16 protein-coding genes are annotated in these 16,460 nt (G+C 37.1%); 8 read left to right on the forward strand and 8 right to left on the reverse strand.

Annotated features, from left to right (window positions below; genetic code table 11):
* Window positions 1-2 precede the first annotated feature (2 nt).
* Complete coding sequence (locus DET49_RS07530; RefSeq protein ID WP_133547486.1) at window positions 3-1,076, reverse strand: glycosyltransferase family 9 protein; 1,074 nt, start codon at window positions 1,074-1,076, stop codon at window positions 3-5.
* Between the two features lie 44 nt (window positions 1,077-1,120).
* Entirely contained in the window at window positions 1,121-1,936 is an 816-nt protein-coding gene (locus tag DET49_RS07535) for a 2,3,4,5-tetrahydropyridine-2,6-dicarboxylate N-succinyltransferase (RefSeq protein ID WP_133547487.1), read from the reverse strand.
* Between the two features lie 88 nt (window positions 1,937-2,024).
* Here DET49_RS07535 and ruvX point away from each other — a divergent pair, with 88 nt between their 5' ends.
* The 3 genes from ruvX to DET49_RS07550 all read left to right on the forward strand — a co-directional run bounded on the left by ruvX (window position 2,025) and on the right by DET49_RS07550 (window position 3,690).
* The gene (gene ruvX, locus DET49_RS07540; protein WP_133547488.1) at window positions 2,025-2,432 is read left to right on the forward strand and encodes a Holliday junction resolvase RuvX; all 408 of its coding nucleotides are present in this window, start codon (window positions 2,025-2,027) and stop codon (window positions 2,430-2,432) included.
* A gap of 102 nt (window positions 2,433-2,534) precedes the next feature.
* Window positions 2,535-3,125 (forward strand): peptide deformylase, encoded by a 591-nt coding sequence (def, locus tag DET49_RS07545; protein WP_133547489.1) that lies wholly within the window; start codon window positions 2,535-2,537, stop codon window positions 3,123-3,125.
* A 127-nt stretch (window positions 3,126-3,252) separates the two neighbouring features.
* On the forward strand, window positions 3,253-3,690 hold the full coding sequence (locus tag DET49_RS07550; protein ID WP_133547490.1) for a DUF5606 domain-containing protein: 438 nt from the start codon (window positions 3,253-3,255) through the stop codon (window positions 3,688-3,690).
* A 103-nt stretch (window positions 3,691-3,793) separates the two neighbouring features.
* Here the strand turns inward: DET49_RS07550 and DET49_RS07555 are convergent, their stop codons facing one another.
* The 3 genes from DET49_RS07555 to smpB all read right to left on the reverse strand — a co-directional run bounded on the left by DET49_RS07555 (window position 3,794) and on the right by smpB (window position 7,995).
* Complete coding sequence (locus DET49_RS07555; RefSeq protein WP_133547491.1) at window positions 3,794-6,277, reverse strand: DUF5686 and carboxypeptidase regulatory-like domain-containing protein; 2,484 nt, start codon at window positions 6,275-6,277, stop codon at window positions 3,794-3,796.
* Window positions 6,278-6,356: 79 nt separating this feature from the next.
* Window positions 6,357-7,523, reverse strand: coding sequence for an MFS transporter (locus tag DET49_RS07560; protein ID WP_133547492.1), 1,167 nt, complete (start codon window positions 7,521-7,523; stop codon window positions 6,357-6,359).
* 7 nt (window positions 7,524-7,530) lie between these two features.
* Window positions 7,531-7,995, reverse strand: a complete 465-nt coding sequence (gene smpB / locus DET49_RS07565) for an SsrA-binding protein SmpB (RefSeq protein WP_133547493.1) — start codon at window positions 7,993-7,995, stop codon at window positions 7,531-7,533.
* A gap of 490 nt (window positions 7,996-8,485) precedes the next feature.
* On the opposite strand from smpB, the gene DET49_RS07570 reads away from it, so the two are divergent.
* Complete coding sequence (locus tag DET49_RS07570) at window positions 8,486-9,229, forward strand: DUF6503 family protein (RefSeq protein ID WP_133547494.1); 744 nt, start codon at window positions 8,486-8,488, stop codon at window positions 9,227-9,229.
* A gap of 130 nt (window positions 9,230-9,359) precedes the next feature.
* Window positions 9,360-10,745: an NAD-dependent succinate-semialdehyde dehydrogenase gene (locus tag DET49_RS07575; protein ID WP_133547495.1), complete on the forward strand. Its 1,386-nt coding sequence runs from the start codon at window positions 9,360-9,362 to the stop codon at window positions 10,743-10,745.
* A gap of 91 nt (window positions 10,746-10,836) precedes the next feature.
* Here DET49_RS07575 and DET49_RS07580 read toward each other — a convergent pair whose 3' ends face one another.
* A complete protein-coding gene (locus tag DET49_RS07580; protein WP_243729575.1) occupies window positions 10,837-11,382 on the reverse strand; it encodes a phosphoglycerate mutase family protein in 546 nt (181 codons plus the stop codon).
* Entirely contained in the window at window positions 11,383-12,468 is a 1,086-nt protein-coding gene (locus DET49_RS07585; protein ID WP_133547496.1) for an esterase-like activity of phytase family protein, read from the reverse strand. It lies immediately after the preceding gene.
* Window positions 12,469-12,589: 121 nt separating this feature from the next.
* On the opposite strand from DET49_RS07585, the gene DET49_RS07590 reads away from it, so the two are divergent.
* Window positions 12,590-12,775, forward strand: coding sequence for a CsbD family protein (locus tag DET49_RS07590; protein WP_133547497.1), 186 nt, complete (start codon window positions 12,590-12,592; stop codon window positions 12,773-12,775).
* A gap of 76 nt (window positions 12,776-12,851) precedes the next feature.
* Here DET49_RS07590 and clpB read toward each other — a convergent pair whose 3' ends face one another.
* Entirely contained in the window at window positions 12,852-15,458 is a 2,607-nt protein-coding gene (clpB, locus tag DET49_RS07595) for an ATP-dependent chaperone ClpB (protein ID WP_133547498.1), read from the reverse strand.
* 183 nt (window positions 15,459-15,641) lie between these two features.
* Here clpB and ytxJ point away from each other — a divergent pair, with 183 nt between their 5' ends.
* The gene (gene ytxJ, locus DET49_RS07600) at window positions 15,642-16,031 is read left to right on the forward strand and encodes a bacillithiol system redox-active protein YtxJ (RefSeq protein WP_133547499.1); all 390 of its coding nucleotides are present in this window, start codon (window positions 15,642-15,644) and stop codon (window positions 16,029-16,031) included.
* A 92-nt stretch (window positions 16,032-16,123) separates the two neighbouring features.
* Window positions 16,124-16,360: a hypothetical protein gene (locus DET49_RS07605; RefSeq protein WP_133547500.1), complete on the forward strand. Its 237-nt coding sequence runs from the start codon at window positions 16,124-16,126 to the stop codon at window positions 16,358-16,360.
* Window positions 16,361-16,460 lie beyond the last annotated feature (100 nt).

Consider the following 16,460-nt stretch of genomic DNA (forward strand, 5'->3'; position numbering starts at 1 on the left):
AGTTATGAAATTTCTTTGTTAGCCCCCCTCTGGTTAGGGTTTTTTAAATTAAAGTGCATAAATTTCAGCAGTTCTTTTGAAAAATATTCTGGTTTCAGATCTACATTATTTGTGGTCTTTTTAAACACAATGGAGCTGTAATCTTCCAGATGAACCGACCTGTTATTTTTCCCATTTTCATAGATAGCCCAATAATTTTTTTTAATTTGAGGAGAATGTATAGAAAATGTTGGTTTGTTTAATGCCTTCATAATATTTGCTGCTCCACCTTCATTGCCAAAGTAAAGGTCACAGTTAGCACAATTCATAATAAACCCTTTCAAAGATTTTTCGTAAATATCAATGAAAATCCGGGATTGGGTTTTGGAATTACACTGATTATAAATGTCCTGCGCCTGAGTTTTCTGCCAGGGCAAATAATTGAAAAGAATTTGTCCGTTGGTTTTTTCTTTAATCAATGTATCCAACAAGGAGGCCATATAATTTTTTGGATAGGTTTTTATTGAGGAACTTCCTAAAACTCCACACATAATCAAAGGTTGGTCGAAATCCACACCTTGTTTTACCAGTTTTTTTCTGAAACTCCCTTTTTCTTTAGAAGATATATACAGTTTAGGTTTTAGTTCCCTTGGAAAGTTTTTCCCAAATGCTTTTAAAAGCTGCATTCTGTTTTCAATGGCCAGTCCTGCTTTTGTCTCAGGAACATCCTTATAATTAAAAGTTCGGGTATAAAATGGTTGGGTATAATGTTTATGAAAACCAAGTCGGAGTGGGGCGCCGGAATATTTTGCAATTATCGCGGAACTAATTTTGGAATAAATGTCAATTACCGCTGAATAGGATTCCTTTCGAATAAGCTTTAAGAATTTCAGAAATTTAATTGCATCTTTTCCAATTTCGGAATCATATTCAATTATTTTATCTATAAATGGATTGTGCTCGACTACCGGTTTTGTATGTGGATAAATCAGGTAATGTAATTCTGACTCGGGGTAATTTTTCCGAAGTGCTTCAAATAAGATTGAGGATGTAAGTACATCCCCAATCATTTTCTGCTGAATTACAAGTATTTTCATAGGTTCCGATCGGATTCCCAAAGAAATGGATTCAAGCTTATCTTCTAAACCGCTACATTGTATTCTCTCAAAGCATCATTGAGGGAAGTCTTTTTGTTGGTAGATTCCTTTCGTTTTCCAATAATTAAGGCACAGGGTACATTATATGCTCCAGCAGGAAATTCTTTAGTATAACTCCCAGGAATTACCACCGATCTTGCCGGAACAATACCTTTCATTTCTTTAGGTTCATCCCCGGTAACATCGATAATTTTGGTTGAAGCCGTAAGCACCACGTTGGCTCCTAAAACAGCTTCTTTTTCAACCCTAACTCCTTCAACCACTATACTTCTGGAGCCAAGAAACGCATTATCTTCGATGATTACCGGAGAAGCTTGCAGAGGTTCTAAAACTCCACCTATTCCAACTCCACCACTCAGGTGTACGTTTTTCCCGATTTGAGCACAACTTCCAACTGTGGCCCAGGTGTCTACCATTGTTCCTTCGTCTACATAGGCGCCAATGTTGACATAACTCGGCATCATAATTACCCCACTGGAAATGTACGCACCATGTCTGGCAACAGCATTAGGAACCACGCGAATTCCTTTTTCTTTATAGCCTTTTTTCAGCGGAATTTTATCGTGGTATTCAAATATCCCCGCTTCTAAAGTTTCCATCTTTTGGATAGGGAAATAAAGCACTACCCCTTTTTTTACCCACTCATTTACCTGCCAGCCGTTTTCAGTGGGCTCCGCTGTTCTTAATTTCCCTGCATCTAATAAGGCAATAACCTCGCGGATGGCTTTTATGGTTTCTGTATCTTTTAGTAAATCCCGGTTTTCCCAGGCTTCATTAATCTTGGTTTCTAAATGATCCATTGTTTTCGATTTTTAGCAAATATAATAGCTTAAGGCTAATTTTTGGTGGTAAAGCAATATAAACCTTACCTTTGCGCAAATTTTGAAGATGGCAAGAATAATGGCATTAGATTTTGGGACTAAACGCACCGGGATCGCGGTTAGCGATGAACTCAAAATGATCGCCTCGGGACTTACCACGGTTAATACCGCTGAGCTTCTGGATTTTTTGGATACTTATTTCAAAGAGGAAAATGTAGAATTAGTATTGGTGGGAGAACCCAAACAAAAAGACGATTCAGCCTCAGGGAGTGAAGTCTATATTCAGGAATTTTTAAAGGTTTTTATCAAAAAATTTCCTGAGATGCCCTTTAAAAGAGTGGATGAGAGGTTCACTTCAAAAATGGCTTTTCAGTCTATGATTGATAGTGGGCTCAAAAAGAAAAAACGCAGGAATAAAGCACTTATTGACGAAATAAGCGCCACTATAATCCTGCAGACTTATTTGTATGAATAACTGATTTAAGCCCGAAGTAAATTCGGAATAATCTTTGAATCTATTTCAACTTAAGTAAAAAAGACTTTTTTAAAAGTCATTATAAAATATACAATCAAAAGAATGATTTTACCAATTGTAGCTTACGGAGATCCGGTCTTACGAAAAAAATGTAAAGAAATTCCGGAAGATTATCCAAAATTGGATGAGTTGATAGAAAATATGTGGGAAACCATGTATAACGCCTTTGGAGTGGGTTTAGCAGCACCACAAGTTGGCCGCCCTATTCGTTTATTCCTTGTAGATTCCAGTCCGTTTGCAGAGGACGAAGAATTAGAGCTACAGGAAAGGGAAGAGCTTAAAAAGTTGAAAAAAGTTTTTATAAACCCAAAAATTGTCGAGGAGGAAGGAGAGCAATGGGCTTTCAACGAAGGCTGTCTGAGTATTCCGGAAGTAAGAGAGGATGTATTTAGAAAACCACAAATAGTGATCGAATACCAGGATGAGAATTTTGAATTCCATCGAGATACCTTTAGAGGTTTGTCTGCCAGGGTAATTCAGCATGAATATGACCATATTGAAGGAATTTTGTTTACAGATAAACTTTCCAGCTTAAAAAAGCGTTTGCTTAAAGGAAAACTTGCCAATATATCAAAGGGGAAAATAAAGATGGAATATAAAATGCGTTTTCCTGAAATGAAGAAAGGGCGTTAATCACTTTGATAATTAGTTCTGGCAACTGATATTTGCCAGCCAAAAATTAACGGGCTCGGTTTATGGGCTAAGAATTAAAACTATTTTATAATCTCGGGGGATGCCTCGGGGGGATTAAAAAATTACTATGGGATTAGATAAAATATTAGCGATTTCGGGGAAGCCCGGTTTATACGAATTAACCGCACAAAGCCGCGGCGGATTTATTGTAAAATCAATTCCCGAGGGAAAAAAAATGGCCGTGAACATCCGGAATAATGTTAGTTTATTAAGTGAAATTGCAATCTATACATATACAGAAGAAGTTCCACTGGCTGAAATCTTTGAAAAGATTAAAGAAAAGGAAGATGGGGGAGAAGCCATAAGTCACAAAGCTTCTAAAGCTGAATTAGAAAATTATTTTGCGGAAATTTTACCCGATTACGATGTAGACAGGGTTTATGCCAGTGATATGAAAAAAATATTTCAGTGGTATAATCTATTAGTTAAAAACGGCATTACAGATTTTGCTACCACCGAGGAAGAAAAACAAGCCGATAAAAATAATGACGGCCAAGAGGAGTAAGGAAAAATTTTTGCAGTTACGAGTTCGATAATCAGTTTTCGACAGTAACATTCTAAAATTACCCGTCTCACAGCTTTCAACTTGAGCTGTGAGACGTATTGTTTTAATCAAGTATACCTAAAAATTTCAATCCAAAAACAAACGCTCCTTCGCGATGTCCATCCCGATTTGCAATTACATAGTCTAAACGCAATAGCCTATATTTTCCAAAGCCAAGATTATCAATTCCAACCGAATATTCAGAATAGGGTTTGTTGTGCTGCGTATATAAGCCGTGGGCTCCAACGACCAGGTTGTAATTAAGCTGGTTTATAAATGGTATTTTCCCTAATATCCAGCCTTTGAAATCGTGTTCAATATGGGCTTCAGCGTAAGTCTTGTTGGTACTCAAAGCGTAATAAGGCAACAGGTTAAATCTGGATAGGTTACTAAAACCATCATATACACGGGTTTGATTTCCTATAAAATGCCTGAAATCAATATAGGCCATATTCTGGGCATTTAAAAAAGCGCCCCCGTTTAAATTGTAGCCAAATTCCCCTTTATTTGCCATATTGAAGGTTTGTGTTATAGAAGCTTTAAATTGATCGAAATTGTATGCCTCTATGCTAGCCCCGAAACCTTTTTCATAGCCTAAATATAATGTAGGATATTTTTCATTGTTAATATTGATTTTTCTATTTGGGTAACTCATATATTTCTGTCCAAATCTTATACGCGTATTTAGCCTTAGTTTAAAAATATCGTGTTTATTGAAAGGCACTGATCCAAAATTATCTGGTTGCAGGGGGTTATTAGAAGTATATTGAACGTCCTCATTATCAATTATCACCTGGTCTGTATGGTTAATTAAAGGATCCCGGTTTTCGTAACTAAATTCTCCAGAAAAATAAAGCCCGTTTAGCATCTCCTGTTGATAAGAGAGCTCAGCAAAAGTGCGTTGGTAGAGCTTTAGGTAATTTCTCTCAAAAAATATCGTGCTTATATCGTTGAGCCTTTCGGAAATTGGTTTGCGCTTGTTAATCTGGGTGGTTTCCATGCCGCCGGAGATACTTAAGACCGGCCGGCTGGAATCATTAAATTCTTTCTGAAATCCTCCCGAGACCCTAACACGCTCCTCACTAAAACCATAATTAAGCCTGGCATACAATCGCCAGAACTCCCCTGAATTTTCATCTGATTCATTTTGTCTGTAAGAAATTGTAGTAGAGGAATTCCATCCCTGAACCGTGTTAAAATGGGTTCCCATTAATGGGGAACTGATGTTAAAATACCTGTTTTTATGTGAATTTTGCCAGGAATAGCCAAAAACGGGGCTAGTGAGACTGAATTTATTTCGTACCCTGTCTATAGAATCTAAATAGGGCCTGGAACTGCGAATAGTTTGAATGCTATCCTTTTTTACATAATCATTAATTTCCTCCTTAGTTAAAGGCACAGGGCGTAACTTTTTCCAGTATGTGGAATCTTTTTTATTTGCAGCCTCTGCAAAGCTCATAATTTCATTTCCGAAGCTATTTTTATCGAATTCAGGCTTAAAATTATAATTGCTGTAAACCGCAGTAAACCTGCCATCACCTGAAATGCCGAACATTGCAAATCTAAAATCAACAGTTTGAGAGAGCTGAACATAAAACCCATTTTCTTCAGAAAAGCGGTAATTTTGTTTAAAATCCAAAGTTTCAATTGGCGGTACCTGAATCGCCTGACCAGTGGTTTGTAGTTCTACTCCAAAGATTTGCCAAAGGTCTTCCACAATATAGATATAGCCTGAAAAAACGCGATCTTTTTCCCGTTTTGGGATCACTTTTATTTTATTGATGAGATTTCCATTTTCATCGTAAAAAACCCCATCCAGTTCGTAATGGTAATAATTAAAAGCATATTCAGCAATTGGAGAAACCATTTCACTGTTAATTTCAACGGTGTTCTCGTAGAAGGAAAAATAAGATTCCTGGGCTGAATTCAAACTAAAACCATTGTCGTTACCACTGACTTTGGAGGCGATAATCTTTTCTTTGAAATCATCAGGGCGTCTATAGGATATTTCGGAAATAGTCTCACTAAGGTAAACGATACCACTTCGAGTGGAATCCAGTCCGCCGCCAAGATCGCCAATCTCCTGCCCAAGTATTTTTTCTGGGGCATTTTCGATCCGCCATAATCCGCGGGAATAATAATCAGCGGTGTAGGCCTTGAGCTTTTGAGCATTTCGTTTTCTATTGGCAATGGCTTTTTTAATAATCGCATTTGCCCGGTTTTCTCCTGTAAGATTTACTGCAGCTAAACTAGTGGTTTCCGGTTTCAAACTTATGTCTAACTGGTAAGGAAATTCTTTTACGGAAATAGTTTTTTTCTGGGTTTGGTAACCCAGAAATTGAAAAACTAAATTGTATACTCCTGGATTATTTATTTTTAATTCATAAATCCCGTTTTCGTTAGAAGTGGTTCCAAACCTTCCATCTTCTGTATAAATATTTACATAAGGAAGTGTTTTGTTTTCCGAATCAGTAACAGTTCCGGTAATTTGTGCAGTTAAATTAATCGATGAAAAAATGAGAAAAAGGATAAAAAGTTTTTGATGCATGATGATGAATTTAAGAAGTTTCCAAAATAGACAAAAAAATAAAGGTAATGGCTTTAAGAAAGGAAGAACCTATTGATGATTACTTCCGAAATAATCCCCATAACCCCAAAGCTGGTCCAATGGCCAGTAAACTCAGGCTATAAACCGGTTGTAATTGATGCAAATAAGTAGTCAATTGAATACTTCCAATAGTAATAGCAAAACCTATGGAATTTACTATGGTAAGTGCCGTGCCTTTAATTTTCGGGGGTGCATTTATGGCAACCAGTGTTGAAAACAATGGTGAATCTGCAACGACCATAATTCCCCAGAAACTCATAAATGCAAGGAATACCGCGGTCGAATCCTGTAGAAAGATAAAAGGAAAAATCATACAACAAACACCTGATAGCAATAAAGCTGTCGCAGCGGTTTTTTTTACCCCTGCAATTTCAGAGATATAACCGCCCATAATACAGGAAAGACCACCGATCCCTATAATAAGGAATGACCAAAATGGAACAGTAAAATTGCTTTGAGGTAAAGAAAATTTATAAGCAGCTAGGATCAGGGGAACAAAAGCCCAGAAAGTGTACAACTCCCACATATGGCCAAAATACCCAAAGGCTGCGCTACGAAGACTTTTATTTTTAAAAACGCTAAAAACAGCAATGCTTTTAAACTTTGTTTTTGCTTGTCTAAAAGGCCCATCGGGAATAAATATAAAAATTAAAAGCCCGCCCATACATGCAAAGATGGACGTTGCGATGATCACAAAGCGCCAGGGCAGGTCTTCTGTCCCGGTTAAAGTTTTTAATAAATGGGGAAATGCAGTGCCTAACACCAGGGCGCCTACCAAAAAGCCCAGTGATTTTCCTAGGCCTTTGTCATAATAATCCGCAGCGATCTTCATGCCTACCGGGTAAATTCCGGCCAGGGAAAATCCGGTAAGAAAACGTAGCAGGAGTAAGGTATTTAAGTCGTTGTTTCCGAGAATAATTCCCAGATTACAAATCGCCCCAAAAATAGCAGATATAAAAAAGAGTTTGGATGGGGAAATTCTATCAGCGAGACTTAAAAAAGCAAAGATTAGGGTACCTGAAATAAATCCGAACTGAACAGCCGAGGTTAAATGCGCAATGGCTTTATCATTCAAATCAAAGTTAAGGATTAATTCTGGCATTACGGCATTCCCGGCAAACCAAAGGGAGGTGCAGCAAAATTGGGAAAAAACTATTAAAGGTAAAATCTGTTTTGCCGGCTGCATCCAGGAACTATTTGTATTCTTTTTTGATCCTGTCTAATTTTCTTTTGCTCTCGCGATCTTTAATAGTATCCCGTTTATCGTAGAGTTTTTTACCCTTTGCAAGTGAAATTTGCATTTTTGCCAGTCCGCGGTCATTGATAAAAAGGCGTAAGGGGATAATTGTAAGCCCCGAATTCTTTACCTCTTTCTCCAGTTTACGCAATTCACGGCGCTGAAGTAAAAGTTTACGTTCACTTTTTGGATTATGATTGAAATGAGTAGCGTGTGAATATTCTTCAACGTGCATGTTGATCACAAATAATTCGTGATTCTGGAATTCACAAAAACTCTCGGCTATAGAAGCTTTTCCTTGCCTTATCGCTTTTATTTCGGTACCGGCCAGTTTAATTCCAGCCACGTACTTATCTAGGATTTCATATTCAAACCGAGCCTTTCGATTCTTTATATTTATAGTATTACTGGTCTTTTTCATAAGAAACAAAAATAGGAAGCTTTATAGAGATTTCCTTTGTATTTACAGAATTCGTAACAATTTAGCGGTTATTTTTTTAGTAATTCTTATTTATTCCCGGGAAAAGCCTTGGTCCATTTCTTCATCCTCTCCATTTTTATCCATTCCCAGCAGGCTTTCAACCAAAAAAGTCCTTAGAAATTAGAAGAGCCATTTTCATCTAAATCATTTGATTTTCAGAAAAGGTAATAGTATTGTTTTTTAGAGGTTCTAAAGTGACTTTCCAGGTGCGGAGTGCTCAATTGTTTTGTGACTTACCCTGGTGTTGACTATCGTATCCGTGTACGTAAATCTTAAAAAGTATAGCGGTCAAATTTGTATTTTCCTGGTCGAATTTTATTTTGATTGCCCTATGCTAAAATAGGATCGATTAAAAATGTCAAGAGTTTTGTGGGTATTGCTTATTTAGGTTTTTAACTACCTTTGCAATCTTTTAATATTGATTATTTAGATGAAGAATTACATTTTAGGAGTTTTAATTACAATGCTGATCTTTGCCTGTAATACAGAGCAAGAAAACGCACAGCACATTATCGATAAGGCTATTGAAAATGCCGGAGGGGAACGCTATGAAAATGCTGAAATTAGTTTTGACTTCAGAAAAGGGAACTATAGGAGTAGGCGTAAAGAGGGAAAATTTGAGTTAGAACGAATTCTTGCAGATTCATCAGGAAAGCAGTACCGCGATTTGATAAGTAACCAGGGATTTAAACGGTACTACGGAGATAGTATAGTTCAACTTCCTGATTCTTTAAAAACCCTTTATAAGAATTCGGTAAATTCAGTACATTACTTTGTCCACTTGCCCTTTGGTTTAAATGATGCCGCAGTGAACAAAAAATTAATAGGGATAGACAGCATATACAATCAGGAATATTATGAAATAAAAGTGACCTTTGATACCAAAGGAGGTGGGACAGATCACGAAGATGTATATGTATACTGGATTAATACACGAAATTACAAGGTCGATTATCTGGCCTATAGTTTTGAAGTAAATGAGGGAGGGCTGCGTTTTAGAAAAGCTTATAATCCAAGGACAATTCAGGGAATCAGGTTTGTAGATTATGAAAATTATTTTACCGAAAACCTCGATACTCCATTACAGGAGTTGGACGATCTTTACCAGGCCAGGCAACTGGAATTACTTTCAAAAATTGAAAATAAAAATATAGAAGTAACTATTCCAGAATAAAACCCGTAATAATCTTAGGTTAATCTGTTAATTCCTCATAATTAACGCGGTCTTTTAAAAGCTTTAACAGGGCCTTAATCCTTATTTCCTGCATCAGTTCATAACTTTAATTTTCAAAAAAAAAACAGTTATGAAAGAAAAGACAATGAAGACAGTGAACCCAGCAACGGGTAAAGATTTAGAGACTTATAATTATTTTACGGACCAGGAATCAAAAGACGCCGTGGAAGCCTGCCACCAGGCCTTTTTAAAATGGCGCGAAAAATCCCCAGAACAAAGAGCGGAAGTTATTAAAGCAATTGGCCAGAAGCTAACCGAGCACAAAGATGCATTGGTGAAGCTAATGACTGCGGAAATGGGAAAACTACTTCAACAAGGGGAACAGGAAGTTGATCTTTGCGCAGGTATATGTGAATGGACGGCAGCCCATGGTCCCGAAAATCTAAAAAATGAAGAACGAGAGTTGCCTGACGGAGGTCGCGGAATCATCACTTATTCTCCACTTGGTGTAATTTACGGTATCCAACCCTGGAATTTTCCTGCATATCAAGTTATAAGATATGCAATTGCTAACCTTATGGCTGGTAACGGTATTCTTTTAAAGCATGCTGCGAATGTGACCGGCTCAGGATTATTAATTGAAAAGATATTCCAGGAAGCAGGTTTGCCGAAAGACCTTTTTAAAGTTCTTATAATAGACCACGAACAATCGGATGCGATAATTGAACACGAGTTGGTTCGTGGTGTAACCTTAACTGGTAGTCCCGGAGCTGGGAAAATTATTGGTGAAAAAGCTGGTGCAAATTTGAAAAAAACAGTGCTGGAACTTGGTTCTAATGATGCTTATATGGTTTTAGAAGATGCTGATGTGGAGAAAGCTGTAAAATGGTGTGTGCAGGGAAGAATTTACAACAATGGGGAAACCTGTGTGGCTGCCAAAAGATTTATTGTGGTAGAAAAATTGTACGATCAGTTTAAAGAAGCTTTTGTTGAAAAAATGAAAAGCCTGAAAGCCGGTGACCCAACCAACAGTGATAATGATCTAGGGCCTATGGCCAGAAAAGATTTAAGAGAAGAATTGCACCAGCAGGTGGAAGACAGTGTTAAAAAAGGTGCAGCTGTTCTATGTGGTGGTGAAATTCCGGAAGGAGAAGGGTTTTATTATCCAGCTACAGTTTTGGCCAATGTAAAGCCCGGACAACCTGCTTACGATGATGAGCTTTTTGGCCCGGTAGCTTCTTTAATAAAGGCTAAAGATGATACAGATGCGATGAGAATTGCTAATGATAGTCGCTTTGGCCTTGGTGGGGGAATTTTCTCTGAGGATGTGGATAAAGCTGTACAACTTGCCAGCCAGCATTTTGATACCGGTATGGTATTTATAAATTCTTTCGGTTTAGCACAACCAAATATGCCTTTTGGTGGAGTGAAAAATTCAGGCTATGGTCGTGAACATGGTGGGTTCGGACTCAAAGAATTTGTAAACGCTAAAGCAATTAATATTCTCAACGGATAGGAGGCTTTTATTCAAGGATTAAGTTAAAGAGGTATTTTGAAAACTTGGTTGATGATTTATAATAGCAACTAAGTTTTTGATCTACCTTTTTTTAATCAAAATATAAAACTTTTGAAGTTCTGGAATTATCGGGATGAATAGTCACTATAAATAGACTTCCGTAAATGCTTTCATCCAAATCATCGTATTTTTTCCTTCCTATAATATAGTTCACCCATTCCGGGTTAAGGTTGCTGTGACCCACTATCAGCACTGTTTTATTTTTTGTATTTTCTTGAAAATCTTTATCATTAAGCTTTTCGGTATTGTAAAATTTAATCTCTTTGTTTTGGGCCCGGGCAATAGGTTTAGCGGTATTTATAGTTCGTTTATAATCCGAACTATAAATAAGGTCAAAATCGATATCTCTAAAGGTTTTAACCCAGTTTTCTGCACGTTTAATTCCTACATCAGTTAATTCAGGATCTTTGTCCATTTTATCTGTGGTATCTTTTTCAGCGTGTCGAATAAAGTAATAGGTGGTAATGTCTTTATCAGGATCCTTAGCGTCTTTCATAATCTGTTCTGGCTCCTGATCTCCAAAATTGCAAGAGGTTAAAAGGATAAGGCTCAATAATAAAAAGTAAGGCTTCATCATCTACTTTATTTCCAGTTCTAAGAGAATAAATTGTGTAATTTGATCGCTAAAGCTACTAAAATTATCGTCCGATACGAGGATTAAAGATTTTTTTCCGTTCGGTAAATCAGGGCCAAATGTCATTCCTTCAATATTATCTATGGTTTTTTTGGTAAGAAATTCCTTAACCGATTTAAAGTTGAAAACCAATCGCTTAGAAGCCTTTTGATATTCGTTTTTGCTTAGATTTTCCATTTTTAAGGTATTGGTGGCCTTGGAAGCATCTACATCAAAAATCTTTACAGTATTTCCGTTAGAACCATAGCCAGCGGAGTATGCGCGTTCTAAAACCAGGAATTTATCTTCGGCATATTCTAGAATTTCGGTGACCCCATTGATAGCAAACCAGTTGATAGGAAATTTTGAAATCCCATCCGGGGTATAAACGAATTGCCTTTGGGCAGTTTGGGTGTTTTTATTAAGTTTTGTAAACCTAAGCGGAGATTTTGTAGGATAAATTTTTGGTTTAGGTCCGTCCAGTTCCAGTGGAAGTTCCGTCGCGACCCAGTAGCCAGATTTGTCAAAACTTTCAGACAAACCTTCAAACACACCGTTATTCCTTGGTTTTTGTGTTCCTGAGGCTTTAAAGTACTCCGGGATTTGATAAGCTGAAAGAAAAGCTCCTTCGGATGAAATAGTGAAAACCGATGGGTGTTTGTTGTTATGTATGGAACCTTCAGCAGAAATAACCAGTTCATTTTTATTAATTCGAATGCCTTCTAGATCCGGAGTGTGATGGGTATAAAAATTATTGTCCTTTAACACAATAACATCCTTTATAATGACCGTATCTATGGACCGATTAATCAATGGAATTTCAGCCTTGTAAATTCTTGGCTGGGAGGCCTGGTCACAAACCAGGTAATACATTCCTTTATGATAATCTATTGCTGATAGTCCGCCGATTTTAGTGCCTTCAATTTTTAAGTTTTGGGGAATAATAACATCGTCCAAATAACGGAGTTCAAGATTTGATTCATCTATTTTTTTGGTGGTAGCACAGCCTAAAATTCCAATAGAAAGTAGCGATATTAAGATTTTTTTCATTAACCGATTTTAAAGTTCAAAAATAACAAATCCTTAAGAGAATTATGGGAGTTTATTGAGAGTTTAAGCCGATGTCATATTGTAATTTGGTCTTTATAATTAACACCTAAAACCAATAATTATGAATAATGATCAGTTAGAAGGAAAGTGGAATCAAGTAAAAGGTCAATTTAAGCAGAAATATGGCGATGTGACCGATGATGATACTACTTATTCTGAAGGAAAGTTTGATGAAATGCTAGGTCGTTTACAGGAAAAAACTGGGAAGACCAAAGAAGAACTAAAAAAGGAAATCGATAGGATGTAATGCTTATCTGTGAAAAAGAGAAAAGGCCGTCTAAATTAATTTTTAGACGGCCTCTTTTTTATAAGAAAATTTAAATTTATTCTGTTTCTACCGGGTTGGTTTCATTTCTGAAAACCAATTCATCATCAAACTCATCTAATAGAATAATATGATCGGTTTTGATAGTTCCGGCCAGAATTTCTTTGGAAAGTTTATTTAAAACCTCCCGTTGAACCACTCTTTTTACCGGTCTTGCGCCGAATTGGGGATCAAATCCGCGACCGGCCAGATAACTGATTGCTTCCTCAGTGGCATCCAGCACAATATGTTGTTTCTCTAGCATTTTCTTCACGTCTTTGAGCTGAAGAGATACTATTTTCTTGATATCTTTTTGGGTTAACGGACTAAACATGATAATATCATCTATCCTGTTTATAAATTCCGGCCTTACACTTTGTTTTAATAAGGCGAGAACTTCAGTTTTAGCTGAATCCATTGCCGTATCAGGATCCTTCACATTTTCATATTTATCCTGAATAATATGGCTTCCCATATTGGAGGTCATAATGATAATGGTATTTTTAAAATCTGCTAAACGCCCTTTATTGTCCGTTAATCTTCCTTCATCCAGCACCTGTAGTAAAATGTTGAACGTATCAGGATGAGCCTTTTCAATTTCATCTAAAAGAATTACCGAATAAGGTTTTCTACGCACGGCTTCGGTAAGCTGACCTCCTTCATCATATCCAACATATCCCGGAGGTGCTCCGACTAAACGGCTCACCGCATGTCGTTCTTGATATTCACTCATATCAATACGCGTCATAGCGGCTTCATCATCGAATAAATATTCGGCCAGTGCTTTTGCAAGCTCGGTTTTTCCAACGCCTGTTGTCCCCAGGAATAGGAATGTACCGATAGGTCTTTTTTGATCCTGCAGACCTGCCCGACTTCTTCTTACGGCATCACTTACGGCAATTATAGCTTCTTCCTGCCCAACAACTCGTTTGTGAAGTTCGTCTTCCAGTATTAATAATTTCTCACGATCACTTTGTAGCATCTTGGTTACCGGAATCCCGGTCCATTTAGCTACTACGTCTGCGATATCTTCGTTGGTAACTTCTTCCTGAATAAGGGATTTTTCATTCTGATTTTCCGCAACGGTCTTTTGTAATTCTTCAAGTTTTTCCTGGGCTTCTTTTATTTTTCCATAACGAATTTCTGCTACTTTCCCATAGTCACCTTCACGTTCGGCTCGCTCGGCTTCCAGTTTAAAGTTTTCGATATCAGATTTTAAATTCTGAATACTATCTACTACCCCTTTTTCATTCTGCCAGCGTGCGTGTAGTTCATTTCTTTCTTCTTTTATATTTGCCAGGTCGGCACGAAGCATTTTTAGTTTGCTCTCGTCTTTTTCCCGTTTTATAGCTTCAATTTCGATCTCCAACTGCATAATTCTTCTATCCAGAACATCGAGTTCTTCCGGTTTTGAATTGATCTCCATTCGTAGTTTAGAAGCCGCTTCATCCATTAAGTCTATAGCTTTATCAGGTAAAAAACGATTGGTGATATAACGTTGTGATAATTCTACGGCAGCAATAATAGCTTCATCTTTGATTCGGACCTTATGATGAGTTTCATATTTTTCCTTAATTCCCCTTAGAATGGAAATTGCGCTTTCGGTATCGGGTTCATTCACTATTACTTTTTGAAAACGTCTTTCTAGGGCCTTATCTTTTTCAAAATATTTTTGATACTCATCTAAAGTAGTGGCGCCAATTGCACGCAGTTCACCACGAGCCAGAGCCGGTTTTAAAATATTGGCAGCATCCATGGCACCCTGTCCTCCACCAGCGCCTACCAGGGTGTGGATTTCATCTATAAACAAAACAATATTGCCATCGCTGGAGGTTACTTCTTTTATTACCGCTTTAAGGCGTTCCTCAAACTCACCTTTATATTTAGCCCCGGCAATAAGTGCTCCCATATCCAGGTTATAAATCACTTTATTCTTGAGGTTATCCGGAATATCACCGGCAATAATCCTATGGGCCAAACCTTCAGCGATCGCTGTTTTCCCCGTTCCGGGTTCCCCAACTAACATAGGGTTGTTTTTTGTTCTTCTAGAAAGAATTTGTAGAATTCTCCTGATTTCCTCATCCCGGCCAATTACAGGATCCATTTTTCCTTCTTCGGCCATCCGATTTAGATTGATGGCATATTTATCCAGGGCGTTATAAGTTTCTTCGGCACTTTGTGAAGTAACACGGTCCCCCTTGCGCAATTCTTCTATTGCAGCTTTCAGTGAATTTTCAGTGGCACCCTGATCTTTTAATATTTGCGCGACTTTACTCGAGGATTTAAAAATAGCCAGAATAAGATGTTCAATGGATACATATTCATCTTTCATTTTTTTGGCAATCGTTGAAGCCTCATTAACCATTTTTCCTGCTTCACGGGAAAGAATAATATCACCACCACTAACTTTTGGAAAACTCTGTAAGGTTTTATCTAGAATATCGTTAAAGAGATTAACGTTAATATTTAATTTTTTTAGCAAAAATGGAGCTACATTTTCATCGACAATACTAATTGCCTTAAAAATATGTTCGTTCTCAATTTGCTGATGGCCCAGTTCCTGTGCAAGTTGTTGTGCCTGCTGAATTGCCTCTTGTGATTTTATGGTAAAGTTGTTGAAATTCATAGTCGATTATTTTTTAAAGAATAAAGCAATTGATATACCATTAAAAAATTAAGACAAAATGACCGATTTTACTTCAAAATTAACGTCAAATTGACATTTGGGTTAAAGTTTTTAAAATTAGTTTTGAATTGCGGTGCATATTAAATTTATTAAGAATTAATTTTATACGAAAGAAAATAAACTATGGGATTATTAGATAAAATATTTAAGAGTGATGGAGATGATACCAAAGAAACAACTGAATTTCCGTGGACGGATTTAACCGATAAAGATCAAATAACCATTGCAAAAGAAGAATCAAAGGATAGGTTAATTGGTATTTTCAAGCATTCTACCCGGTGTGGTATTAGCCGCATGGTACTTAAAAATTTTGAAAAGCAATATGAGGATAGTGAAAATACCAAGCTCTATTTTCTGGATTTGGTAAAGTATCGGGATATATCTAATGCGGTGGCCGATGAACTAGGGGTAAGACACGAAAGTCCGCAATTAATCGTTTTAAGGGATAACAAGGTAGTGCATCACGCATCCCATCAGGATATAGACGCGGCTAATTTGAAGGAACTCAGGTAGTAGATAAATTCCTGTTAAAATACACCTCGGCTTAAGGAGGATGGATTTGCCTTTGTATCTTTTAAGTGAGAAAATCAATAAACTAAATAGTGATGGCTAAGAAGGAAGATATTAAAAAACTTGAGGAAAACTGGGAGTCTTTAAAACAGGAAGATAAAGACAGGGAGAAAGAGGAGTTTCGTGATCTGAAACAAAAGGAAGAAGAGGCAGGAAAACGAAGACAAAAAGATAAAAAAAAACTTTCAAAAAGCGATAAAGCCTCAGCCCGGGAAGAGCGAGAATTTATGGACCAGACCCAGAAGGAGAAGACCAATAAGAAAGGCAGGTAAAAATAAGTACCTGACCTTGTCGCTAAAAAATAAAAGCCTCACAATTTCAAATATGTGAGGCTTTTATTAAAGTAAAACCTTTTTTTTTGATAAAAATATA

The sequence above is a fragment of the Salegentibacter sp. 24 genome, assembly GCF_004362395.1.
In the GTDB taxonomy this organism is placed as follows: Bacteria; Bacteroidota; Bacteroidia; order Flavobacteriales; family Flavobacteriaceae; genus Salegentibacter.